Raw genomic sequence first — 24749 nt, forward strand, 5'->3', positions numbered from 1 at the left:
TTGCATGGAGGTGACGGGTGGCTGACCCGAAGGGCTTTCTGAAGGTCACCGAGCGCGAACTGCCGAAGCGGCGACCCGTGCCGGTGCGGATCATGGACTTCAAAGAGGTCTACGAACAGGGCGACCCCGCCCAGCTCCGCCGGCAGGCGGGGCGATGCATGGACTGCGGCATCCCGTTCTGCCACCAGGGCTGCCCGCTCGGCAACCTGATCCCCGAGTGGAACGACCTCATGTACCGCGGCGAGGGCCGCACGGCCGCCGAACGACTCCACGCGACGAACAACTTCCCCGAGTTCACCGGTCGGTTGTGCCCGGCGCCGTGCGAGTCCTCCTGCGTGCTCGGCATCAACCAACCGGCCGTCACCATCAAGCAGGTCGAGGTCTCGATCATCGACCAGGCGTTCGGCAACGGCTGGGTGCAGCCGCAGCCGCCCGGCCGCCTCACCGGCAAGACGGTCGCGGTCGTCGGATCCGGCCCGGCCGGACTCGCCGCGGCCCAGCAGCTCACCCGTGCGGGCCACACGGTCGCGGTGTACGAGCGCGACGACCGCATCGGCGGACTGCTCCGCTACGGCATCCCCGACTTCAAGATGGAGAAGAAGCACATCGACCTGCGCATCGCGCAGATGACGGCGGAGGGCACCCGATTCCGTGCGGGCGTCGACATCGGCGTGGACATCACGTGGGACCAGCTCCGCGAGCGCTACGACGCCGTCGTGGTCGCCACCGGTGCCATGGTGCCGCGCGACCTGCCGATCCCCGGCCGCGACCTGCCGGGCGTGCATTTCGCCATGGAATACCTCACGCAGTCGAACCACCACGTGGCCGGCGACGAGGTCTTCGACCAGATCACCGCAGAGGGCAAGCACGTCGTCGTCCTCGGCGGCGGCGACACCGGTGCCGACTGCATCGGCACCGCGCACCGGCAGGGCGCCCTCTCGGTCACCAACCTCGCCATCGGCAAGCAGCCGGGGGAGGCCCGTCCCGAGCACCAGCCGTGGCCCATGCACCCGACGGTGTTCGAGGTCCAGAGCGCCCACGAGGAGGGCGGCGAGCGCCACTACCTCGTCTCGACGGTCGAGTTCCTCTCCAACGACGCCGGCGAGCTGCGCGCGATCCGCGTCGCCGAGACCGAGTTCCTCGACGGACGCCGCGTGCCGAAGGCCGGCACCGAGCGCGAGATCCCGGCCGACCTCGTGCTGCTGGCGCTCGGCTTCACGGGGCCCGAGACCGAACTGGTCGACGACCAGATCCAGCTTCCCGTCGACGCACGCGGCAACTTCGCGCGCGATGCGGACTACGCGACCTCGCACCCCGGCGTGTACGTCGCAGGGGACGCCGGACGCGGACAGTCGCTCATCGTCTGGGCCATCGCGGAAGGCCGTGCTGCGGCATCCGCCGTCGACCGGTACCTTGAAGGCGACACCGACCTTCCGAGCCCTGTGGCGGCGACGGCACGCGCGTTCGCCATCTGACCAGGGTGCGCCGACGGCGTACCACCCGATAACAACCCCGCGTTCCCGCGCGGAGACGACTTGGAGCACAACCACATGAGACGAGCGAAGATCGTCGCCACCCTCGGGCCGGCGACATCGAGCTACGAGCAGATCCGTGCGATCATCGATGCCGGCGTCGACGTGGCGAGGATGAACCTCAGCCACGGCAGCTACGACGTGCACGAGGGCGTCTACCAGAACGTCAGGAAGGCCGCCAACGACAGCGGCAAGGCCGTGGCCGTCCTCGTCGACCTGCAGGGTCCGAAGATCCGCCTCGGCAAGTTCGCCGACGGCCCCCATGAGCTCGCCGAGGGCGACATCTTCAAGATCACCACCGAAGACGTGGTCGGCACGAAGGAGCTCGTCGGCACGACGTTCAAGGGCCTGCCCCAGGACGTCAAGCCCGGCGACTTCCTGCTCATCGACGACGGCAAGGTGCGTGTCGAGGTCGTCGAGACCGACGGCGTCGTGGTCACGACGAAGGTGATCGTCGCGGGCCCGGTCTCCAACAACAAGGGCATCAACCTTCCGGGCGTCGCGGTCAACGTGCCCGCGCTGTCCGAGAAGGACGAGGCCGACCTGCGCTGGGGCCTCGAGCTCGGCGCAGACCTCATCGCGCTGTCGTTCGTCCGCAACGCGGCCGACATCGAGCGCGTGCACGAGATCATGGACGAGGTCGGCCGTCGGGTGCCGGTGGTCGCCAAGGTCGAGAAGCCGCAGGCCGTCGACGCCCTCGAGGAGATCGCGGAGGCGTTCGACGCCATCATGGTCGCCCGCGGAGACCTGGGCGTCGAACTGCCGCTCGAAGCCGTTCCGATCGTGCAGAAGCGCGCCGTCGAGATCGCCCGCCGCCTCGCGAAGCCGGTCATCGTCGCGACGCAGATGCTCGAATCGATGATCCACAGCCCGGTTCCCACGCGCGCCGAGACCTCCGACGTCGCGAACGCGATCCTCGACGGCGCCGACGCGGTCATGCTCTCGGGCGAGACCAGCGTGGGGGAGTACCCCGTCGTCACCGTGCAGACGATGGCCCGCATCGTCGAGTCGACCGAGAAGCACGGCCTCGAGCGCATTGCGCCGCTCGGCACGAAGCCGCGCACCCAGGCCGGCGCCATCACGCTCGCCGCGGTCGAGGTGGCCGACTTCGTCGAGGCGAAGTACCTGTGCGTGTTCACCGAGTCGGGTGAGACGGTCCGCCGCATGTCGCGGCTGCGCTCCGACATCCCGATCCTCGCGTTCACGCCCGATCCCGCCATCCGTCGGCGCATGGCGCTGAACTGGGGCGTCGAGTCCTTCGTCGTCGACCGCGTGACCCACACCGACCAGATGGTCGGCCAGGTCGACGATGCGCTCGCACGCACCGGTCGCGCCGCGAAGGGCGAGAAGGTCGTCATCATCTCCGGATCCCCTCCCGGAATCCCCGGCACCACGAACGACGTGCGCGTGCACGTCGTCGGCGAGGTGCTCTGACACCTCGCGTCGTCTCGGCCCAGGCGTTCCCACGGGAGCGCCTGGGCCGTCGGCGTCTCCACGGAGCCGCCGGCGGTTCGGCGCAGCGGTCCGCGGTCCGATCCCGGTCGAGGGCTCGCGAGCGACGAGGGGTGCGCAGCATGCGCGGTCGTGCGAAACTTCCCTCATGCGGGACCGGAAGTCGGCGGGGTCCGAGAGGGCCGCGCGAGCAGATCGCGACACTGGGCGGGCACCCGGGCGGGCCGGGACGTCCCTCGCCGAACGATGGACGAGCGTCGACGGCGTCGACGTCTTCTACCGGGAGTCGCCCGACCCGCCGGCGGGCAGGCCCGCGATGATGCACGTCCACGGCTTCGGCCTCTCGGGCCGGTACCTCCTGCCGACCGCCGAACGGCTCGCGGACGACTTCCACACCCTCGTTCCAGATCTGCCGGGTTTCGGCCGCAGCGGCCGTTCCGCACGCGCGCTCGACGTCCCCGACCTGGCAGAGGCCGCCATGCGCTTCCTCGACGATCGCGGCATCGAGCGGGTCACCCTCGTCGGCAACTCGATGGGGTGCCCGGTGATCTGCGAGTTCGCGCACCACTACCCGGATCGCATCGATCGTGCGGTGCTCGTCTCGCCCGCCGGCGGCCTCTACAACCAGCCGTTCCGCCGCGCCATGGGGCAGATCGGACGCGACGGCACCCGCGAGCCGCCGCGGCTCGTGCGGGTCGTCACGCCCGACTACCTGCGGTTCGGCGTCCCGAGCACGCTGCGGATGTTCCGGGCGCTCACCCGGTACCCGTCGCTCGAGCGCCTGCTCGCCCTCCATATCCCGACGCTCGCCGTGCTCGGCGACCGCGATCCGCTCATGCCCGGACCCGAGCGGGTGCAGGAGGTCGCGAGCCAGACCGACAACCACGTGCTCATCGCCCGGATCGAGGGGGCGGCGCATGCGATCAACTTCAGCCATTCGGGCGAGCTCGCGCACATGATCCGGCTGTTCATGGCCGATCGCCCGATCGTCGACGACCCCGACTCGCCCGGTCAGGCACGGCTCTACGAGATCCACCGCGGTTCGCTGCATCCGCAGGCCCGGTCGGACTGATCACGGACGTCTCGTGTCGTGCCGGTGGTGGGGGTCGAACCCACACGCCCTCTCGGGCAAAGCATTTTGAGTGCTCCGCGTCTGCCATTCCGCCACACCGGCCAGAGGCCTCGCTCAGAATACCGTAGGCTTTGCAGCGTGACTGACACCGAAAACACCCAGCCGGCACCGCGCCGCGTCGTCGTGGCGGAGGATGAGTCGCTCATCCGTCTCGACATCGTCGAGATCCTGCGCGACAACGGCTACGAGGTCGTCGGAGAGGCGGGTGACGGTGAGACCGCGGTCGCGCTGGCCACCGAGCTGCGTCCCGACCTCGTCATCATGGACGTCAAGATGCCGCAGCTCGACGGCATCTCCGCCGCGGAGCGCCTCTCGAAGGGCCACATCGCCCCGGTGGTGCTCCTCACGGCCTTCAGCCAGAAGGAGCTCGTCGAGCGCGCGAGCGAGGCCGGCGCGCTCGCCTACGTCGTGAAGCCGTTCACCCCCAACGACCTGCTGCCCGCGATCGAGATCGCGTTGGCCCGCTACGCGCAGATCATCGCGCTCGAAGCCGAGGTCGGCGACCTCGTCGAGCGCTTCGAGACCCGCAAGCTCGTCGACCGGGCGAAGGGCCTGCTCAACGAGAAGATGGGCCTCACCGAGCCCGAGGCGTTCCGGTGGATCCAGAAGGCTTCCATGGATCGTCGCCTCACCATGAAGGACGTCTCGCAGGCGATCATCGAACAGCTGGCCGCCAAGAAGTAGCCGCCCCGATCGAACGACGGATGCCGCGATGAGACCACTCGTCGCGGCATCCGTCGTTCTCGTGGCGATGGGGGCCGTTCGGCGGTGAAGCGCTGTCGGCGGCCGCTTGTAGGCTTGGCGGGTGCCAGACGCAGACAAGCCCACCCTTCTCGTGATCGACGGCCACTCGCTGGCGTTCCGCGCCTTCTACGCGTTGCCGGTCGACAGCTTCACCACCCGCGACGGGCAGCACACGAACGCCATCCACGGCTTCCTGTCGATGCTGCTGCTCCTCCTCGCCAACGAGAAGCCCACGCACCTCGCGGTCGCGTTCGACATGTCCCGCGCCTCGTTCCGCACCCGCGAGTACCCCGAGTACAAGGGCACCCGCGGTGAGACGCCGGTCGAGTTCAAGGGGCAGGTTCCGCTGCTGCAGGAGGCGCTGAAGTCGATGGGCATCGTCACGCTCGAGAAGGAGGATTTCGAGGCCGACGACATCCTCGCGACCCTCGCTTCTCGCGGTCGGGCCGACGGTTACCGCGTCCTCCTCGTCTCGGGCGACCGCGACACGATCCAGCTCGTGAACGACGACGTCACGCTGCTGTATCCGAACACGCAGGGTGTGTCCCAGCTGAAGCGCTACGACCCCGCCGCCGTCACCGAGCGGTACGGCATCCGGCCCGAGCAGTATCCCGACATCGCCGCGCTCGTCGGCGAGACGAGCGACAATCTGATCGGCATCTCGAAGGTCGGCGAGAAGACCGCCGTGAAGTGGCTCGGCCTCTACGGCGATCTCGACGGCATCCTCGAGCATGCCGACGAGATCAAGGGCGTCGTGGGGCAGAACCTGCGCGACCAGCGCGAGAACGCGATCCGCAACCGTCGCCTCAACCGGCTCGTGACCGACGTCGAGCTCGAGGTCGAGCTCGACCAGCTCGAGGCGCGGAGCATCGATCTCGACGAGGTCCGTCCGATCTTCGAACGGCTCGAGTTCCGCACGCTGCTCGAACGGCTCACGAAGCTCGTCGGGGAGGGTGCGAGCAGCGGCGCCGAAACCTCCACGGCGAAGGAGCCCACGGTGGCCGCGCTGGCCGCCCCGACCCCGGTCGAGCTCGTCGGCGATGCGCTCGCGGCATGGCTCGACGCGGCACAGGCGGCCGAGCCCGCCGGGCTCGGGCTCAGCCTCGAGGTGCTCGACGGCCAGGTCATCGGCGCCGGCATCGCGACCGCCGCCGAGACGGTCAGGCATTCATGGCGCGCCGACGCAGCGGAGTCCACGGCGTTCGTCGCGTGGCTCGCGAGCGACGCGCCGAAGATCATGACCGACGCGAAGGGGCAGCTCAAGGCCGCCTCGCGATCCGGGCTCGAGGTGGGCGGGCTCGTGCTCGACACCCTCGTCGCCGGCTGGCTCCTCCGCCCGACCCTGACCGAGAAGTCCCTCGCCGACCTGGTCGACCGTCACCTGGGCGAGACGCTGCCGCAGGCCGACCCCGCGCTCCTCGTCCCCGAAGAGGGCGCCGATGCGGGAGCCCCCGAGTTCGCGTGGTACACGCTCCGGCTCGCGCCGGTCGTGCTGAGCGCGCTTCCCGAGAGCACTCGCCGACTGCTGGCCGACGTCGAGATGCCTCTCGTGCCGGTGCTCGCGGCAATGGAGCTGCGGGGGGTCACCGTCGACCACGACGAGCTCGCGAGCCTCTCGGCCGAGCTCGGCGAGCGCGCGGCGGCGCTCGCCTCGGCGGCGTATGCCGAGATCGGGCGAGAGGTCAATCTCGGTTCCCCGAAGCAGCTCCAAGAGGTCCTCTTCGACCAGCTCGCGATGCCGAAGACCCGCGCGACCAAGACCGGGTACACGACCGATGCGAGCGCGCTCGCAGACCTGCAGGAGTCGAACCCGCATCCGTTCCTCGGCTACCTCCTCGAACACCGCGACGCCACGAAGCTGCGTCAGATCGTCGAATCGCTCGACAAGTCGATCGCCGGCGACGGGCGCATCCACACCTCGTACGGCCAGATCGGTGCCGCCACCGGCCGCATGTCGTCCAACGATCCGAACCTGCAGAACATCCCGACCCGCACCGAAGACGGGCGTCGCATCCGCAAGGCGTTCCGGCACGGTTCGGAGTACGTCGAGTTGATGACGGCCGACTACTCGCAGATCGAGATGCGCATCATGGCCCATCTGTCCGGCGATCCCGGGCTCATCGAGGCGTTCAACGCCGGCGAGGACCTGCACCGGTTCGTCGGGGCCCGGGTGTTCTCGGTCGATCCGGCCGACGTGACGCCGCTCATGCGCACGAAGGTCAAGGCCATGTCGTACGGCCTCGCCTACGGACTGAGCGCGTTCGGTCTCTCCAAGCAGCTCCGCATCGACCGTGCCGAGGCCACGCAGCTCATGAAGGAGTACTTCGAACGTTTCGGCGCGGTGCGCGACTATCTGCGCGGGGTCGTCGAGCAGGCCCGCGTCGACGGCTACACCGAGACCATCTTCGGCCGTCGTCGACCGTTCCCCGACCTCACGAGCCCCAACCGCGTGCACCGCGAGAACGCCGAGCGCGCGGCGCTCAACTCGCCGATCCAGGGGTCGGCCGCCGACATCATGAAGCTCGCGATGACCACTGTCGAGGCCGAGCTCGCGGCCCGCGACCTGTCGAGCCGGATGCTGCTGACCGTGCACGACGAGCTCATCTTCGAAGTCGCGCCGGGGGAGTCGGAGGTGCTCGAGGAGGTCGTTCGCGATCGCATGGCCAACGCGGCCGATCTGCTCGTGCCGCTCGACGTATCCGTCGGCCGTGGCGCCGATTGGGAGCATGCGGCGCACTGACGGGCGCCGCACCCGGCCGCTGCGTCGGTCCGCCGCATCCGCCCCGCGCCCCGTGCAACGGCTGTCATAGGCTCGTCCCATGGCCTCAAGCGAACGCACCCCGACCGACGTCGACCTCATCGCCGAGCAGTGGGTGGACACCCTAGTCGAACTCCAGCCGACGCTCGGAACGTACATCGGCCGGGTCGATGCCGACGCCCGGTTCGGCGACTACTCGCCCGAGGGACTCGACCGCGCGAGCGAAGCGGCGCGCCGGGTGATCGCCCAGCTCGACGCGGCGTCGCCGGCGGATCCGGTCGACGAGGTCACGATCGCCGATCTCCGCAGCGAGCTCGCACTCGAGCTCGAGGGCCACGAGCGGGGGCTTCCGTTGCGCGATCTCAACGTGATCGCGAGCCCGGCGCAGGAGATCCGCGAGGTGTTCGACCTCATGGCCGCTGATTCCGAGGACGACTGGGCGACGATCTCCACCCGGCTCCATGCGCTCCCGGGGGCCATCGACGGGTACGTCCGCACCCTTCGCCGAGGCATCGAGCGGGGCTCGGTGCCGGCCCGGAGGCAGGTGCGCGAGGTCGCGAAGCAGGCTCGCAAGCTGCAGGCGGCCGACGGCTTCTTCGGCGAGTTCGTCGGGGGTGCGCCCGACACGGTGCCCACGGCGCTCCGCGGCGACATCGGCGCCCGCGCCGCGGGAGCGGCCGAGGCGTACGGCCGCCTCGCCGAGTTCCTCGAGCAGGAACTCCTGCCCGTGGCGGGCGATGCCGACGCGGTCGGGCGTGAGCTCTACGCGCTCCGCTCGCGCCACTTCCTTGGCGCCACGGTCGACCTCGACGAGACGTACGAATGGGGTGTCGAAGAGCTCGCTCGCATGGTCGCCGAGCAGGAGGCCGTGGCCGAGGAGATCCTGCCCGGGGCATCCGTTCGCGAAGCCATCGCCTTTCTCGACGGCGACCCGGCGAGAAAGCTGCACGGAACCGACGCGCTGCAGCGTTGGATGCAGGAGGTGAGCGATCGGGCGGTCGCCGAGCTCGGCGCCTCCCAGTTCGACATCCCCGACCAGATCCGCACGCTCGAATGCATGATCGCGCCGACGCAGTCCGGCGGCATCTACTACACCGGCCCCACCGACGACTTCAGCAGGCCGGGTCGCATGTGGTGGTCGGTGCCCGAGGGGGTGACCGAGTTCGACACGTGGCGGGAGCTCACCACGGTCTACCACGAGGGCGTGCCCGGTCATCATCTGCAGATCGGCCAGGCCGTCGTGAATCGAGGCCGGCTGAACACCTGGCGCCGCCAGCTCGCCGGCACCTCGGGCCATGCCGAGGGGTGGGCGCTGTACGCCGAGCGCCTGATGCAGGAGCTCGGCTACCTCGACGACCCCGCCGACCGGCTCGGCATGCTCGACGGGCAGCGCATGCGCGCGGCGCGTGTCGTGCTCGACATCGGCGTCCACCTCGGCAAGCCGCGACCCGACGGCAACGGCGTCTGGACGGGGGAGTACGCGTTCGAGTTCCTCGGCGAGAACGTGAACATGAATCAGGGCTTCATCGACTTCGAGGTGAACCGCTACCTCGGTTGGCCCGGACAGGCGCCCTCGTACAAGGTCGGCCAACGCATCTGGGAGCAGCTCCGCGACGATGCGCGCCGGCGCGAGGGCGAGGCGTTCGACATCCGCGAGTTCCATCGTCGGGCCCTCGATCTCGGCGGGGTCGGGCTCGACACGTTGCGACGGGCGATGCTCGGCTGAGCGGGGTATCCGGCACCGGATGCCGCTGCAGGGCGTCGTCGTGGACGCGACACGCCCGGGTTGCCCAAGTCGGTCGCAGTCGGCTAGGATTGAATGTCACTTCTGTGACGATCCTGTCCGCATGCCCATCGCGGAACCAACACATATCGCTCTCCCCTGCGATGGGCTCGATTTTGTCCTTTACGGAGCATTCACTACATGACAACCGCAACGACCAAGGCACCCAAGCAGGTCGCGATCAACGACATCGGATCTGCTGACGATTTCCTCGCCGCGGTCGAGAAGACTTTGAAGTTCTTCAACGACGGCGACCTCATCGAGGGCACCGTCGTGAAGATCGACCGCGACGAGGTCCTCCTCGACGTCGGCTACAAGACCGAGGGCGTCATCCCCTCGCGCGAGCTTTCGATCAAGCACGATGTCGACCCCAGCGAGGTCGTCGGCGTCGGCGACACCGTCGAGGCACTCGTTCTCCAGAAGGAGGACAAGGAAGGCCGCCTCATCCTGTCGAAGAAGCGTGCGCAGTACGAGCGCGCGTGGGGCGACGTGGAGAAGATCAAGGAAGCCGATGGCGTCGTGACCGGTACGGTCATCGAGGTCGTCAAGGGCGGCCTGATCGTCGACATCGGCCTCCGCGGGTTCCTCCCGGCCTCGCTCATCGAACTCCGCCGCGTGCGCGACCTCACGCCGTACCTCGGCCAGGAGATCGAGGCGAAGATCCTCGAGCTCGACAAGAACCGCAACAACGTGGTCCTCTCGCGCCGCGCGCTCCTCGAGCAGACGCAGTCCGAGTCGCGTTCGACCTTCCTCGCCAACCTGCACCCGGGCCAGATCCGCAAGGGCGTCATCTCGTCGATCGTCAACTTCGGCGCGTTCGTCGACCTCGGCGGCGTCGACGGTCTCGTCCACGTCTCCGAGCTCTCGTGGAAGCACATCGAGCACGCCAGCGAGGTCGTCGAGGTCGGCCAGGAGGTCACCGTCGAGGTGCTCTCCGTCGAGCTCGACCGCGAGCGCGTCTCGCTGTCGCTCAAGGCGACGCAGGAGGACCCGTGGCAGGTCTTCGCCCGCACCCACGCTATCGGCCAGGTCGCACCGGGCAAGGTCACGAAGCTGGTTCCGTTCGGTGCGTTCGTCCGCGTCGCAGACGGCATCGAGGGCCTCGTGCACATCTCGGAGCTGTCGGGCAAGCACGTCGAGCTCGCAGAGCAGGTCGTGTCGGTCGGCGAAGAGGTCTTCGTCAAGGTCATCGACATCGACCTCGAGCGTCGCCGCATCTCGCTCTCGCTGAAGCAGGCGAACGAGGGCGTCGACCCCGAGGGCACCGAGTTCGACCCGGCGCTCTACGGCATGCTCACCGAGTACGACGAGCAGGGCAACTACAAGTACCCTGAGGGCTTCGACCCCGAGACCAACGAATGGCGCGAGGGCTTCGAGGCCCAGCGCGAGAAGTGGGAGCAGGACTACGCTGCCGCTCAGGAGCGTTGGGAAGCACACAAGAAGCAGGTCGCCCAGGCGAGCGTGGCGGCTGCCGCCGACGACTCGTTCGGTGCCGCTGCCGCCGCTTCGTACTCGAGCGACACCGCCGGTTCCGGCACGCTCGCAGACGACGCGTCGCTCGCCGCGCTTCGCGAGAAGCTGTCGAGCAACTAGTTCGGATCCGATCCGCACACGGAAGGCCGGTCCCCTCGGGGGCCGGCCTTCCGGCGTTCGTGCCGTGCCCGGGCGCGATGCCGGTGATTCCGTGCGGGCGGGGCTTGGTGCCGCGTTGCGATCGTCGCGCGATCGCTAGAGTTGGAGCGTGTACCTGATCGGCCTCACGGGCGGAATCGCCTCCGGAAAGTCAACCGTCGCCAGGCGGCTCTACGAGCACGGCGCCGTGCACATCGACGCGGATCAATTGGCTCGCCGCGCGGTGGATCCCGGCACCCCCGCCCTCGACGCGATCGTCGACGCGTTCGGCGCCGGGGTGCTGCAACGCGACGGCAGCCTCGACCGGGCGCGACTGGGCGAACTCGTCTTCAACGACGCGCGTGCCCGCGAGCAGCTCAACTCGATCGTGCATCCGGCCGTCCGCGAGCTCGCGGCGCGGCAGTTCGCGAAGATCGAGCAGGCCGACCCCGACGCGGTCGTCGTCTACGACGTCCCGCTGCTCGTCGAGGCATCCGTCGACCATCCGTTCGACCTGATCGTCGTGACGAACTCGCCGCGGCGCACCCAGGTGCGGCGCCTGGTCGAGGAACGGGGCCTCGAACCGGTGCAGGCCGAGGCGCGGGTCGATGCCCAGGCCGCGAACACCGAGCGCCTCGCGATCGCCGACGTCGTGATCGACACCGACGGCACGCTCGGCCACACGATGAGCCAGGCCGACGCGCTGTGGGGTCGCATCAACGGGGAGGTCGCCGCGCGTCGCGGCCGCGACGCCACCTGATCCCGGCGCCCGCCCGGGCGCGATTCCGGGTCGTGCCGGCTGCCGTGTCGGAGGTCGAACCTAGACTGGAACGCATGCAGGCCACCCGATCCGTCCGACCGTTCGAGGTCGTCAGCGAGTACGTTCCGAGCGGCGACCAGCCGGCGGCCATCGCCGAGCTCGCGGGGCGAATCAACGCCGGCGAGACCGACGTGGTGCTCCTCGGCGCCACGGGCACGGGCAAGTCCGCCACCACCGCGTGGCTCATCGAGCAGGTGCAACGTCCGACGCTGGTGCTCGCGCACAACAAGACGCTCGCGGCGCAGCTCGCGACCGAGTTCCGCGACCTGATGCCGAACAACGCGATCGAGTACTTCGTGTCGTACTACGACTACTACCAGCCCGAGGCCTACGTGCCGCAGACCGACACCTTCATCGAGAAGGACTCCTCGGTCAACGCAGAGGTCGAACGACTTCGGCACTCGACCACGAACTCGCTGCTCAGCCGCCGAGACGTCGTCGTGGTCTCGACCGTCTCGTGCATCTACGGCCTCGGCACGCCCGAAGAATACCTCAAGGCGATGATGCCGCTGCAGGTCGGGCAGCAGGTCGATCGCGACTGGCTCATCCGCAAGTTCGTGTCGATGCAGTACCAGCGCAACGACGTCGAGTTCGCGCGCGGCACGTTCCGCGTGCGCGGGGACACGATCGAGATCATCCCCGTCTATGAAGAACTCGCGATCCGCATCGAGATGTTCGGCGACGAGATCGAGGGGTTGTACAGCCTGCATCCGCTCACCGGTCAGGTCGTCGCCAAGCTCGACGCGGTCCCCGTCTTCCCGGGTTCGCACTACGTGGCGAGCACCGACGTCATGCAGCGGGCGATCGGCACCATCCGCATCGAACTCGAGGAACGGCTCGCCGAACTCGAGCGCGAGGGCAAGCTGCTCGAAGCGCAACGCCTGCGCATGCGCACCACCTTCGATCTCGAGATGATGGAGCAGATCGGATTCTGCTCCGGCATCGAGAACTACTCGCGGCACATCGACGGACGGGCGCCGGGGGAGGCGCCGCACTGCCTGCTCGACTACTTCGCCGACGACTTCCTCGTCGTCATCGACGAGTCGCATGTGACGGTGCCGCAGATCGGGGCGATGTACGAGGGCGACTCCTCGCGCAAGCGCACCCTCGTCGAACACGGGTTCCGCCTTCCCAGCGCGCTCGACAATCGGCCCCTGAAGTGGGACGAGTTCAAGGATCGCGTCGGTCAGAAGGTCTATCTCTCGGCGACCCCGGGCCGATACGAGATGGGCATCGCCGATGGAGTGGTCGAGCAGATCATCCGCCCGACGGGGCTCGTCGACCCGCGCATCGTGGTCAAGCCCTCGAAGGGCCAGATCGACGACCTCCTCGAAGAGATCAGGGTCCGCGCCGAACGCGACGAGCGCGTGCTCGTGACGACGTTGACCAAGCGCATGGCCGAGGAGCTGACCGACTACCTCACCGAGGCGGGCGTGCGCGTGCGCTATCTCCATTCCGACGTCGACACGCTTCGCCGGGTCGAGTTGCTCACCGAGCTCCGAGCGGGTGTCTACGACGTGCTGGTGGGCATCAACCTGCTCCGAGAAGGCCTCGACCTGCCCGAGGTCTCCCTCGTGGCGATCCTCGACGCCGACAAGGAGGGCTTCCTCCGATCGTCGACCTCGCTGATCCAGACGATCGGGCGCGCGGCTCGAAACGTCTCGGGCGAGGTGCACATGTACGCCGACGTGCTGACCGACTCGATGAAGTCCGCGATCGACGAGACCGAACGCCGTCGCGAACGACAGCTCGAGTACAACCGCGTCAACGGCATCGACCCGACGCCGTTGCGCAAGCGCATCGCCGACATCACCGATGTGCTCGCACGGGAAGAGGCCGACACCGCGGCACTGCTCGCGGGTCGCGACGCACGCAAGAAGACCGCCGTGCCCAACCTGCGCCGCGAGGGCATCGCCGCGGAGGGCGCGAACGATCTCGAGGAGCTCATCAGGGATCTCAACGACCAGATGCTCGTGGCCGCCGGCGAGCTCAAGTTCGAGCTCGCCGCCAGGTTGCGCGACGAGGTGTCCGAACTCAAGCGCGAGCTGCGGCAGATGGAGAAGGCGGGCCACATCGGCTGACCAGCCGATCGAGCCGGAGGTCCCCGGCGCGATGCCCGGCTCCGAGGGTGGATCGAACATATGTTCGCTCAGAGCACGTGCCGCCGAGGCGTTCGTGTCGGTGGTCGTCCTTAGACTCGTAGGGTGCCAGTTTCACGTCTCGATGCCCATTCTCGCCTGAGCGTTCGCGGTGCACGCGTGCACAATCTGCGGGACGTCGACGTCGACATCCCGCGCGACGCGATGGTCGTGTTCACGGGGCTGTCCGGCTCGGGAAAGTCGTCGTTGGCGTTCGACACGATCTTCGCCGAGGGGCAGCGACGCTACGTCGAGTCGCTGTCGGCCTACGCGCGCCAGTTCCTCGGGCAGGTCGACCGGCCCGACGTCGACTTCATCGAGGGGCTCAGCCCCGCGGTGTCGATCGACCAGAAATCGACGAACCGCAACCCGCGCTCCACGGTGGGCACCATCACCGAGATCTACGACTACATGCGCCTGCTGTGGGCACGCATCGGTGTGCCGCACTGTCCCGTCTGCGGCGAACGCATCCAGCGTCAGACCGTGCAGCAGATCGCCGATCAGCTCATGCGCCTCGAGCCGACGACGAGATTCCAGGTCCTGAGCCCCGTCGTCTCGCAGAAGAAGGGGGAGTTCGTCGACCTCTTCCGCGAGCTCGCCGCCGGCGGCTACTCCCGGGCCGTCGTCGACGGCGAGCTCATCCGCCTCGACGAGCCGCCGAAGCTGAAGAAGCAGGTCAAGCACGACATCTCGGTGGTCGTCGACCGCCTCGTGGCCGGTCCCGACGTGCTCGGCCGGCTCACCGACTCGCTCGAGACCGCGCTGCGCCTGACCGACGGCCTCGTGCAGATCAACTACGTCGACCAGACCGGCGACGACGCGTGGGAGATCTTCTCCGAGAAGCTCTCGTGCCCGAACCAGCACCCGATCGCGCTCACCGAGATCGAGCCGCGCACGTTCTCGTTCAACGCGCCGTTCGGAGCCTGCCCCGAGTGCTCGGGTCTCGGCACGCGCATGGCGGTCGACGAAGACCTCCTGCTCGGCGATCCCGCGTCGAGCATCGCCGAGGGCGTCATCATCCCCTGGACCTCGCAGGGAAAGAGCCTCTACAACTACTACGAGAAGCTCCTGCTCGGCCTCGCGCGCGACCTCGGCTTCTCCCTCGACACGCCGTGGCAGGACCTCGACCCTGCGGCCCAGTCGGCGGTACTGCGCGGCGACAACTTCGAGGTCAAGGTGAAGTGGCGCAATCGCTACGGCCGGGAGATGAGCTACACCTCCGGGTTCGAGGGCGTCGTGCCGTACATTGAACGCCAGTACCTGCAGGCCGAGACCGATGCGCAGCGCGTGCGCTGGTCGGAGTACCTCCGAGAGGTGCCCTGCTCCGTGTGCGGCGGAAAGCGGCTGAAGCCCGAGGTGCTCTCGGTGCTCATCCACGATGCGAGCATCGCCGACGTCGGCCTGCTGAGCCTGACCGATGCGCGGGCGTTCATGGACCGGCTCGAGCTCACCGACCGAGAGCAGGCCATCGCCGCGCAGGTGCTTCGCGAGATCAAGCTCCGGCTCGACTTCCTCATCCGCGTCGGGCTGAGCTATCTCGACCTCGCCCGGGCCGCAGCGACCCTCTCCGGGGGCGAGGCGCAGCGCATCCGGCTCGCGACGCAGATCGGCTCCGGGCTCACGGGCGTGCTCTACGTGCTCGACGAGCCGAGCATCGGCCTCCATCAGCGCGACAACCGCCGGCTCATCGACACGCTCGTCGCTCTGCGAGATCTCGGCAACACGCTCATCGTCGTCGAGCACGACGAGGACACGATCCGCACCGCGGACTGGATCGTCGACATCGGCCCCGGCGCCGGCGTGAACGGCGGCACGGTCGTGCACTCCGGCAGCTACGACGACCTGGTCTCCAACACGAGGTCGCTCACCGGCGACTACCTGTCCGGCCGCAAAGAGATCTCGATCCCCGAGACGCGCCGAAAGGTCGATCCCGAGCGCATGATCTCGGTGCGCGGCGCCGCGGCCAACAACCTCCGAGGCGTCGACGTCGACTTCCCGCTCGGCGTCTTCACGGCGGTCACCGGGGTCAGCGGTTCCGGCAAATCCTCGCTCGTGAACGACATCCTCTACCGGGTGCTCGCGAACCGCCTGAACGGGGCGCGCAAGCTCCCGGGCAAGCATCGCCGGGTCACCGGGCTCGATCAGCTCGACAAGGTCGTGCACGTCGATCAGGCGCCCATCGGGCGTACGCCCCGCTCGAATCCGGCGACCTACACGGGCGTCTTCGACCGGATCCGCACGCTGTTCTCCGAGACGACCGAGGCGAAGGCGCGCGGCTACCTGCCCGGCCGATTCAGCTTCAACGTCAAGGGCGGCCGCTGCGAGGCGTGCTCGGGCGACGGCACGATCAAGATCGAGATGAACTTCCTCCCCGACGTCTACGTCGCCTGCGAGGTCTGCGGCGGGCAGCGGTACAACCGCGAGACGCTCCAGGTGCACTACAAGGGCAAGAACATCGCCGAGGTCCTCGAGATGCCGATCAGCGAGGCTGCGGAGTTCTTCGAGCCGATCTCCGCGATCCACCGCTACCTCAAGACGCTCGTCGACGTGGGCCTCGGCTACGTCCAGCTCGGGCAGAGCGCCACGACGCTCTCGGGCGGCGAGGCGCAGCGCGTGAAGCTCGCCACCGAACTCCAACGCCGTTCGAACGGACGCAGCGTGTACGTGCTCGACGAGCCGACCACCGGTCTGCACTTCGAGGACGTCCGCAAGCTGTTGAAGGTGCTCGGCAAGCTCGTCGACAAGGGCAATACGGTCATCGTCATCGAGCACAGCCTCGACGTCATCAAGTCGGCGGACTGGGTCATCGACCTCGGGCCGGAGGGCGGTTCAGGCGGCGGCCAGATCGTCGCGACCGGCACCCCCGAAGACGTCGCCGCGGTACCCGAGAGCCACACGGGCACCTTCCTCCGCGAGATCTTCGAGGCCGCGACGCGGGTCGACGTCGCCAGCTGACGTCATGAGCGACGCACTGCCGTACCGGCCGAAGGCCGGGGAGATTCCGACCGATCCCGGTGTCTACCGCTTCCGCGATGCCGATCGACGCGTGCTGTACGTCGGCAAGGCCAAGAACCTGCGCGCCCGGCTGTCGAACTACTTCGCACCGCTGCGCACGCTCCACGAGCGCACCAGGCGGATGGTGACGACGGCCTCCTCGGTCGAGTGGACCGTGGTCGGCAACGACGTCGAGGCACTCCAGCTCGAGTACACCTGGATCAAGGAGTTCAACCCGCCGTTCAACGTCAAGTACCGCGACGACAAGTCGTATCCCTACCTCGCGGTCACCCTCGCCGATGAGGCGCCCCGCGCCATCGTCACGCGACGGAGCGGCATTCCAGGTGCGCGCTACTTCGGCCCCTACCCGAAGGTGTGGGCGGTCAACGAGACGCTCGAGATCCTGCTGAAGCTCTTCCCGATCCGCACGTGCAAGGATTCCGACTACCGTCGGGCGATGGCCTCCGGCCGTCCGTGCTTCGCCGGTCAGATCGGCCGATGCTTCGGGCCCTGCTCCGGAACCGTCTCGATCGAGGAGCACCGCGAGAATGTCGACCGTTTCGTCTCCTTCATGACGAATCAGGACCGCCGGATCCTCGCCGAGCTCGAGCACCAGATGCTCGAGGCATCCGCTCGCCTCGAGTTCGAGGCGGCAGCCAGACGGCGCGATCAGCTCCAGGCGGCGACGCAGTTCTTCGAGAAGAGCGCCGTCGTGCTGCGCGACGACGTCGACGTCGACGTGTTCGGCATCGAGCACGACGAGCTCGCCGCCGCCGTCCAGATGTTCGTCGTGCGCGGCGGTCGGGTGCGCGGCGTCCACACCTGGACGGTCGACAAAGAACTCGACGTGCCGCTGGGGGAGCTCGTCGACTCGGTCGTGCAGAACGCCTACGGCACCGACCTGCGTCCGGCGCGTGAGGTGATCGTGCCCGAACTCCCGGAGGATGCCGACACCGTGCAGGCGTGGCTGAGCAGGCGGGCCGACCGGAGCATCCGGCTCAAGACGGCTCGCCGCGGCGACAAGGCCGCCCTCCTCGCCACGGCGACGCAGAACGCGAAGCAGTCGCTCATGCTCTACAAGACGCGACGAAGCGCCGACTTCACTACGCGGTCGCGTGCCCTCGAAGACATCCAGGAGGCGCTCGGCATGGCCGACGCGCCCCTGCGCATCGAGTGCTACGACGTCTCCCACCTCAGCGGCACCAACATCGTCGCGTCGATGGTCGTGTTCGAAGACGGCCTGCCCCGCAAAGACGAGTACCGGCGCTTCACGATCGCCGAGTCGACCGACGACACCGACTCGATCCACCAGGTGCTCACCCGCCGGCTCGCCTACCTCGCGTCGCCCCATCCGAGCGCGGCCGACGGCGACGAGGCGCGGGGGAGCGAGAGTGAAGCGGATGCCGCAGAGGGCGGTCAGGGCCGACGCGCGAAGTTCGCCTACCGGCCGAACCTCCTCGTCGTCGACGGCGGTCGGCCGCAGGTCGAGGCCGCCGCCCGCGCACTCGAGGAGTCCGGCGTCGACGGCATCTACCTCTGCGGCATCGCGAAGCGGCTCGAGGAGATCTGGACGCCCGACGCGGACTACCCGGTGATCCTGCCGCGGAACAGCGACGCGCTGTTCCTGTTCCAGCGCGTGCGCGACGAGGCGCACCGTTTCGCCATCACGCATCAACGGCAACGGCGCAAGCGGGACATCTCCTCGGTCCTCGCCGAGATCCCGGGTCTCGGGCCGTCGCGCATCAAGGTGCTGCTCCGGCACTTCGGCTCCGTGAAGCGCCTGCGCGCGGCATCCGTCGACGAGATCTCGGGCGTCGACGGATTCGGACCGACCCTCGCGACCGTCGTGCACGGCCACCTCCGATCCGGAGGAGCATCGCAAGCCGGGTAGGCTGGGGTGTCGACGTGCGCGGAAGGGGAACCGAGACGATGGCAACCGAGTTCGAGCACCAGGAGATGCTGATCGTCACCGGCATGTCGGGTGCCGGCCGTTCGACCGTCGGCAACGCGCTCGAAGATCTCGGCTGGTACGTGGTCGACAACCTGCCGCCGCAGATGCTGCGCCCCCTCGTCGAGCTGGTCGAGCGCGCGGGCGCGTCGCTGCCGCGCATCGCCGCCGTCGTCGACATCAGGGGCCGCGACTTCTTCCCCGAGCTGCGCGAGATCATCCAGGCACTGCGTCGGGGCGTCAACGTGCGGGTCGTGTTCCTCGATGCGACCGATGCCGTGCTCGTGCGCCGCTTCGAGGCGGTGCGCCGTCCGCATCCCCTCCAGGGCACCGGCACCCTCCTCGACGGCATCGGGGCCGAACGGTCGAGGCTCGCCGAGCTGCGCGAGGCCGCCGACCTCGTCGTCGACACCTCCGAACTGAACATCCACCAGCTCGCGAACCTCATCACCGAGACCTTCGCAGAAGCCGGGCGGGCCGGCGTGCAGGTCACACTGTTGAGCTTCGGCTTCAAGTACGGGCTGCCGACGGACGCCGATCTCGTGGCCGACGCCCGATTCCTGCCCAACCCGTTCTGGGTCTCGGAGCTGCGAAGTCTGACCGGCGAGGATCCGGCCGTGTCGGAGTTCGTCCTGGCTCAGGAGGGCGCGCGCGAGTTCATCTCCGCGTACGTCACGGCGCTGAAGCCGGTGCTCGCCGGCTACCAGCGCGAGAACAAGGGACACGCGACCATCGCGGTCGGCTGCACGGGCGGCAAGCACCGATCCGTGGCCGTGGTCCGCGAGCTCGCCGAGCGGCTCGCCGACGTGCCCGGCATCGCGGTGAGCCTCCGCCATCGTGATCTCGGCCGCGAATGACCCCGGCCTTTCGAATGCAGGATTCCCGGGGGCGAACGCCCCTCCCACCCACAGGAAGGATCACGAGGTGGCATTGACCGCGGATGTGAAAGAAGAGCTCGCGCGCGTCGAGGCGTCCAAGACCAGCGTCCGTGCCGCCGAGCTGGCGTCCGTGCTGCGATTCGCCGGCGGGCTGCACATCATCTCGGGTCGCATCGCGATCGAGGCCGAACTGGATTCCCCGACCACGGCGAAGCGCGTCACCCGAGATCTCGGCGAGCTCTACGGCGTACGGCCGGATGTCTCGGTGATCGCGCCGTCCGGCATCCGGCGCACCAACCAGTTCCTGCTGCGCGTGCTCGACGGCGGCGAGACCCTCGCCCGTCAGACCGGACTGCTCGATGCGCGGCGACGCCCGGTGCGAGGCCTGCCGAACAAGCTCACGACCGGCTCGCGCGACGAGGTCGCCGCCGTGTGGCGCGGGGCGTTCCTCGCCCACGGCAGTCTGACGGATCCCGGCCGTTCGGCGGCCCTCGAGATCACCTGTCCGGGAAACGAGACCGCCATGGCCCTCGTCGGTGCCGCCGGACGCCTCGGCATCTCGGCGAAGGCGCGCGAGGTGCGCGGCGTGCATCGAGTCGTGATCCGCGACGGCGAGGCCATCAGCGCGATGCTGTCGCTCATGGGGGCGAGCGCCACCGTCCGCAACTGGGAGGATCTCCGCCAGCGACGGGAGGTGCGTGCCACCGCCAACCGGCTCGTCAACTTCGACGACGCGAACCTCCGCCGTTCCGCGCAGGCCGCCGTGGCCGCCTGCGCGCGCGTGCAGCGTGCCATGGAACTGCTCGGCGACGACATCCCCGAACACCTCAAGTACGCCGGAGAACTGCGACTCGCGCACCGCGACGCCAGCCTCGACGAGCTCGGGCACCACGCCGAACCGCCCATGACCAAGGACGCAGTCGCCGGACGTATCCGTCGTCTGCTGGCCATGGCCGACAGCCGTGCGGCGGCGCTCGGCGTCCCGGGCACCGAGGCGAGCCTGCCCGCCGACCTCGACGACTGAGCCGTCCGACGGCCCGCGAGGCGCACCGGCGGATGCTGCGGCATCCGTCGCTCGATGCTGCCCCGGCGCGGGCGTCATCCGGCGTCAACCCCCGGACCCGACCCCCGGTCGCGGGCATAGACTCGAATGCGCAGCCGCGGAACACCGGGCAGAGGCCCGGAACGCCCGGCATCTGACAAGGAGAAGCAATGGCTGACTACACCCTCCCCGACCTCGCCTACGATTACGCGGCACTCGAGCCGGCGATCAGCGGCACGATCATGGAGCTGCACCACTCGAAGCACCACCAGGCGTACGTGACCGGTGCGAACACGGCGCTCGCTCAGCTCGCCGAGGCTCGCGAGACCGGAAACCTCGCCAACGTGAACAAGCTCGAGAAGGACCTCGCGTTCAACCTCGGCGGTCACGTGAACCACTCGATCTTCTGGACGAACCTCTCGCCCGACGGCGGCGACAAGCCCACGGGCGACCTGGCCTCCGCCATCGACGACGAGTTCGGCTCGTTCGAGAAGTTCCAGGCGCACTTCACGGCCACGGCGCTCGGCGTCCAGGGCTCGGGCTGGGCCGTGCTCGCGTGGGACTCGCTGGGCCAGCGCCTCATCATCGTGCAGTTCTTCGACCAGCAGGGCAACCTCCCGGCGGGCATCGTGCCGCTGCTCATGCTCGACGTCTGGGAGCACGCGTACTACCTCGACTACCGCAACGTGCGCGCCGACTACGTGAAGGCGTTCTGGAACATCGCCAACTGGGACAACGTGCAGAAGCGCTTCGCCGCAGCAAACGAGAAGACCTCAGGGCTGCTGCTACTGTCGTAGTCGTCGGCGGTGTCCTCGGGCGCCGCCCGGGGACACCGCTGTCCGATCATTCCCAAAAACCGCGCCTCTGCGCACCGTCAATTCAGGAGACATCCGTGTCTGTAAAGATCGGCATCAACGGCTTCGGCCGCATCGGCCGCAACTACTTCCGCGCCGCACTCGCCCAGGGTGCAGACCTCGAGATCGTCGCGGTCAACGACCTCACCGACAACAAGACGCTCGCGCACCTGCTCAAGTACGACTCCATCACGGGCCGCCTCGACGCGACCGTCGACTACGACGACGACAACATCATCGTCAACGGCACCGCGATCAAGGCCTTCGCGGAGCGCGACCCCGCCAACCTCCCCTGGGGCGAGCTCGGCGTCGACATCGTGATCGAGTCGACCGGCTTCTTCACCAAGGCCGCCGACGCGCGCAAGCACATCGAGGCGGGCGCGAAGAAGGTCCTCATCTCGGCGCCGGCGACCGACGAGGACGCCACCTTCGTCATGGGCGTCAACGAGCACGAGTACGACCCGGCCGCACACCACATCATCTCGAACGCATCGTGCACCACGAACTGCCTCGCGCCGCTCGCGAAGGTGTTCAACGACACGTTCGGCATCGAGCACGGCCTGATGACGACGGTCCACGCCTACACGGCCGACCAGAACCTCCAGGACGGCCCCCACAAGGACCTCCGCCGTGCGCGCGCCGCCGCCGTCAACATCGTCCCGACCTCCACCGGCGCGGCCAAGGCGATCGGCCTCGTGCTGCCCGAGCTCGTCGGCAAGCTCGACGGCTTCGCGCTCCGGGTCCCGGTTCCCACCGGGTCGATCACGGACCTCACGGTGACGACCAAGAACCCGGTCACGGTCGACGAGATCAAGGCCGCGTACAAGGCCGCCGCCGAGGGCCCCATGAAGGGCATCCTCAAGTACACCGAAGACGACATCGTCTCGAGCGACATCGTGACCGACCCGCACTCGTCGATCTTCGACGCCGGCCTCGTCCGCGTCATCGGCAACCAGGTGAAGCTCTCGAGCTGGTACGACAACGAGTGGGGCTACTCCAACCGTCTCGTCGACCTGACCGAGTACGTCGCCGAGCGTCTCTGAATCGAGCCATCGTGACCCTGCGAACGATCGATAGCCTCGGTTCGCTCGCCGGAACACGGATCGTCGTCCGTTGTGACCTCAACGTTCCTCTCAAGGACGGGGTCATCACGGACGACGGTCGTGTTCGGGCGTCGCTTCCGACACTCACCGCGCTGACCGATCAGGGTGCGCGCGTGGTCGTGGTCTCGCACCTCGGCCGTCCCGAGGGCGCGCCCGACGCGAAGTACAGCCTCGCGCCCGTCGCGGCGCGGCTCGGCGAACTCGTCGACGTGCCGGTCGCGTTCGCGACCGACACCGTCGGCGACGACGCCACGGCGAAGGTCGAGGCGCTTCAGGACGGAGAGATCCTCGTCCTCGAGAACCTGCGCTTCAACCCCGGGGAGACCTCCAAGAACGAGGCCGAGCGCACGGCGTTCGCCGGCGAGCTCGCCGCGTTCGCCGACAAGGTCGTCTCCGACGGCTTCGGCGTCGTGCACCGCAAGCAGGCGAGCGTGTTCGAGCTCGAGGAGCTCCGGCCGAGTGCCGCCGGGCTCCTCATCGCCGCCGAGCTCGACGTGCTCGATCGGCTCACCGAGAAGCCCGAGCGCCCGTACGCGGTGGTCCTCGGCGGATCGAAGGTCTCCGACAAGCTCGGGGTCATCGCGCATCTCCTGCCGCGCGTCGACACGCTGCTCATCGGCGGCGGCATGCTCTTCACCTTCCTCGCGGCCCAGGGCCACAAGGTGGGGTCGAGCCTGCTCGAGGCCGATCAGATCGAGACCGTCAAGGGCTATCTGGCAGAGGCTGCCGAACGCGGCGTCTCGATCGTCCTGCCGACCGACGTCGTCGTCGCGGCGTCGTTCTCGGCGGACGCGGAGCACGTCGTCGCGGCCGCCGATGCGATCGAGGACACGCCCTTCGGCGAATCGGGTCTCGGGCTCGACATCGGGCCTGAGACGGCCGCGACCTTCGCCGAGCACATCCGCTCCTCGAAGACGGTGTTCTGGAACGGGCCCATGGGCGTGTTCGAGCTCGCCCCCTTCGCCTCCGGCACCCGTGCGGTGGCGCAGGCGCTCACCGAAGTCGACGGCCTCAGCGTCGTCGGCGGCGGCGACTCCGCGGCGGCCGTGCGCCAGCTCGGGTTCGCCGATGACCGATTCGGTCACATCTCGACGGGCGGGGGCGCGAGCCTCGAGTTCCTCGAGGGAAAGCAACTCCCCGGACTGGAGGTCCTCGGATGGCAGTGAAGCGCACCCCGTTCATCGCCGGCAACTGGAAGATGAACCTCGACCACCTGCAGGCGGTCGCGTTCACCCAGAAGCTCGCATGGTCGTTGAAGGACGCGAAGCACGACCCGGCCGACGCCGAGGTCGCGGTCTTCCCGCCGTTCACCGACATCCGCTCGGTGCAGACCCTCGTCTCCGCCGACAGCCTGCCGATCGCGTACGGCGCCCAAGACCTCTCGGCGAACGATTCCGGCGCCTACACGGGCGAGATCTCCGGTGCGTTCCTGGCGAAGCTCGAGTGCGCGTACGTGATCATCGGCCACTCGGAGCGGCGCACGCTGCACGGCGAGACCGATGCCGACGTGAATGCGAAGGTCCGGGCCGCGCACCGCCACGGCATCGTTCCCGTCGTCTGCGTCGGCGAGACGGCCGAAGACCTCGAGGCGCACGGCCCGAGCGCCGTGCCCGTCGCACAGCTGCGAGCCGCGCTCGACGGCGTCGACGCGTCGAAGGGGCTCGTCATCGCCTACGAGCCCGTCTGGGCGATCGGCTCGGGTCAGGCGGCGACCCCGCAGCAGGCCGAGCAGGTGTGCGGCGCGATCCGCGACCTGCTCCGCGAGGTCTTCGGTGAAGACGTCGCAGCTGCGACCCGTGTGCTCTACGGGGGTTCGGTGAAGGCGGCGAACATCGCGTCGTTCCTTCGCGAGCCGAACATCGACGGCGCCCTCGTCGGCGGCGCGAGCCTCGACATCGACGAGTTCTCGAGCATCGTCCGCTTCAAGAAGCACGTCGGAGCCTGATTCCGGATCGACGCG

General features: G+C 68.6%; 17 protein-coding genes and 1 tRNA gene. 17 read left to right on the forward strand and 1 reads right to left on the reverse strand.

Annotation, left to right across the window (positions count from 1 at the left end; all coding sequences use genetic code 11):
• The first annotated feature begins 17 nt into the window (after positions 1-17).
• From GQQ92_RS03515 to GQQ92_RS03525, 3 genes are all read left to right on the forward strand, one after another.
• Positions 18-1475 (forward strand): glutamate synthase subunit beta, encoded by a 1458-nt coding sequence (locus tag GQQ92_RS03515; protein WP_156997805.1) that lies wholly within the window; start codon positions 18-20, stop codon positions 1473-1475.
• Positions 1476-1550: 75 nt separating this feature from the next.
• Positions 1551-2966 (forward strand): pyruvate kinase, encoded by a 1416-nt coding sequence (pyk, locus tag GQQ92_RS03520; protein ID WP_156997806.1) that lies wholly within the window; start codon positions 1551-1553, stop codon positions 2964-2966.
• A gap of 334 nt (positions 2967-3300) precedes the next feature.
• Positions 3301-4056: an alpha/beta fold hydrolase gene (locus GQQ92_RS03525; protein WP_232057464.1), complete on the forward strand. Its 756-nt coding sequence runs from the start codon at positions 3301-3303 to the stop codon at positions 4054-4056.
• A 19-nt stretch (positions 4057-4075) separates the two neighbouring features.
• On the opposite strand, the gene GQQ92_RS03530 is transcribed toward GQQ92_RS03525, so the two are convergent.
• Positions 4076-4158: transfer RNA gene (locus GQQ92_RS03530), tRNA-Leu, on the reverse strand.
• Between the two features lie 36 nt (positions 4159-4194).
• Between GQQ92_RS03530 and GQQ92_RS03535 the strand changes: the two genes are divergently transcribed.
• The 14 genes from GQQ92_RS03535 to tpiA all read left to right on the forward strand — a co-directional run bounded on the left by GQQ92_RS03535 (position 4195) and on the right by tpiA (position 24734).
• Positions 4195-4800, forward strand: coding sequence for an ANTAR domain-containing response regulator (locus GQQ92_RS03535; RefSeq protein ID WP_156997808.1), 606 nt, complete (start codon positions 4195-4197; stop codon positions 4798-4800).
• A 121-nt stretch (positions 4801-4921) separates the two neighbouring features.
• Complete coding sequence (gene polA / locus GQQ92_RS03540) at positions 4922-7600, forward strand: DNA polymerase I (RefSeq protein ID WP_156997809.1); 2679 nt, start codon at positions 4922-4924, stop codon at positions 7598-7600.
• A 79-nt stretch (positions 7601-7679) separates the two neighbouring features.
• On the forward strand, positions 7680-9344 hold the full coding sequence (locus tag GQQ92_RS03545; protein ID WP_156997810.1) for a DUF885 domain-containing protein: 1665 nt from the start codon (positions 7680-7682) through the stop codon (positions 9342-9344).
• Positions 9345-9542: 198 nt separating this feature from the next.
• On the forward strand, positions 9543-10994 hold the full coding sequence (gene rpsA / locus GQQ92_RS03550; RefSeq protein ID WP_156997811.1) for a 30S ribosomal protein S1: 1452 nt from the start codon (positions 9543-9545) through the stop codon (positions 10992-10994).
• Between the two features lie 148 nt (positions 10995-11142).
• Positions 11143-11772, forward strand: a complete 630-nt coding sequence (coaE, locus tag GQQ92_RS03555) for a dephospho-CoA kinase (RefSeq protein WP_156997812.1) — start codon at positions 11143-11145, stop codon at positions 11770-11772.
• A 74-nt stretch (positions 11773-11846) separates the two neighbouring features.
• The gene (gene uvrB, locus GQQ92_RS03560) at positions 11847-13913 is read left to right on the forward strand and encodes an excinuclease ABC subunit UvrB (protein WP_156997813.1); all 2067 of its coding nucleotides are present in this window, start codon (positions 11847-11849) and stop codon (positions 13911-13913) included.
• Between the two features lie 123 nt (positions 13914-14036).
• Positions 14037-16925, forward strand: coding sequence for an excinuclease ABC subunit UvrA (gene uvrA / locus GQQ92_RS03565; protein WP_156997814.1), 2889 nt, complete (start codon positions 14037-14039; stop codon positions 16923-16925).
• 4 nt (positions 16926-16929) lie between these two features.
• On the forward strand, positions 16930-18855 hold the full coding sequence (uvrC, locus tag GQQ92_RS03570) for an excinuclease ABC subunit UvrC (RefSeq protein ID WP_156997815.1): 1926 nt from the start codon (positions 16930-16932) through the stop codon (positions 18853-18855).
• A 38-nt stretch (positions 18856-18893) separates the two neighbouring features.
• The gene (gene rapZ / locus GQQ92_RS03575; RefSeq protein WP_156997816.1) at positions 18894-19769 is read left to right on the forward strand and encodes an RNase adapter RapZ; all 876 of its coding nucleotides are present in this window, start codon (positions 18894-18896) and stop codon (positions 19767-19769) included.
• 67 nt (positions 19770-19836) lie between these two features.
• The gene (whiA, locus tag GQQ92_RS03580) at positions 19837-20814 is read left to right on the forward strand and encodes a DNA-binding protein WhiA (RefSeq protein WP_156997817.1); all 978 of its coding nucleotides are present in this window, start codon (positions 19837-19839) and stop codon (positions 20812-20814) included.
• Positions 20815-21002: 188 nt separating this feature from the next.
• The gene (locus GQQ92_RS03585; protein ID WP_156997818.1) at positions 21003-21629 is read left to right on the forward strand and encodes a superoxide dismutase; all 627 of its coding nucleotides are present in this window, start codon (positions 21003-21005) and stop codon (positions 21627-21629) included.
• 95 nt (positions 21630-21724) lie between these two features.
• A complete protein-coding gene (gene gap / locus GQQ92_RS03590; protein ID WP_156997819.1) occupies positions 21725-22729 on the forward strand; it encodes a type I glyceraldehyde-3-phosphate dehydrogenase in 1005 nt (334 codons plus the stop codon).
• Positions 22730-22740: 11 nt separating this feature from the next.
• Positions 22741-23955: a phosphoglycerate kinase gene (locus tag GQQ92_RS03595; protein WP_156997820.1), complete on the forward strand. Its 1215-nt coding sequence runs from the start codon at positions 22741-22743 to the stop codon at positions 23953-23955.
• Positions 23946-24734, forward strand: a complete 789-nt coding sequence (gene tpiA, locus GQQ92_RS03600; protein ID WP_156997821.1) for a triose-phosphate isomerase — start codon at positions 23946-23948, stop codon at positions 24732-24734. The genes GQQ92_RS03595 and tpiA overlap by 10 nt, the downstream gene beginning before the upstream one ends.
• Positions 24735-24749: the final 15 nt, after the last annotated feature.

It is taken from the genome of Agromyces terreus, assembly GCF_009749465.1.
Lineage (GTDB): Bacteria > Actinomycetota > Actinomycetes > Actinomycetales > Microbacteriaceae > Agromyces > Agromyces terreus.

What these genes read in the sequence shown, in the direction of transcription:
- rapZ (WP_156997816.1), top strand. Translation starts at nt 18,894, where the DNA reads ATGGCAACCGAGTTCGAGCACCAGGAGATGCTGATCGTCACCGGCATG.
- GQQ92_RS03545 (WP_156997810.1), top strand. Translation starts at nt 7,680, where the DNA reads ATGGCCTCAAGCGAACGCACCCCGACCGACGTCGACCTCATCGCCGAG.
- GQQ92_RS03585 (WP_156997818.1), top strand. Translation starts at nt 21,003, where the DNA reads ATGGCTGACTACACCCTCCCCGACCTCGCCTACGATTACGCGGCACTC.
- uvrB (WP_156997813.1), top strand. Translation starts at nt 11,847, where the DNA reads ATGCAGGCCACCCGATCCGTCCGACCGTTCGAGGTCGTCAGCGAGTAC.
- rpsA (WP_156997811.1), top strand. Translation starts at nt 9,543, where the DNA reads ATGACAACCGCAACGACCAAGGCACCCAAGCAGGTCGCGATCAACGAC.
- tpiA (WP_156997821.1), top strand. Translation starts at nt 23,946, where the DNA reads ATGGCAGTGAAGCGCACCCCGTTCATCGCCGGCAACTGGAAGATGAAC.
- uvrC (WP_156997815.1), top strand. Translation starts at nt 16,930, where the DNA reads ATGAGCGACGCACTGCCGTACCGGCCGAAGGCCGGGGAGATTCCGACC.
- GQQ92_RS03525 (WP_232057464.1), top strand. Translation starts at nt 3,301, where the DNA reads ATGATGCACGTCCACGGCTTCGGCCTCTCGGGCCGGTACCTCCTGCCG.
- pyk (WP_156997806.1), top strand. Translation starts at nt 1,551, where the DNA reads ATGAGACGAGCGAAGATCGTCGCCACCCTCGGGCCGGCGACATCGAGC.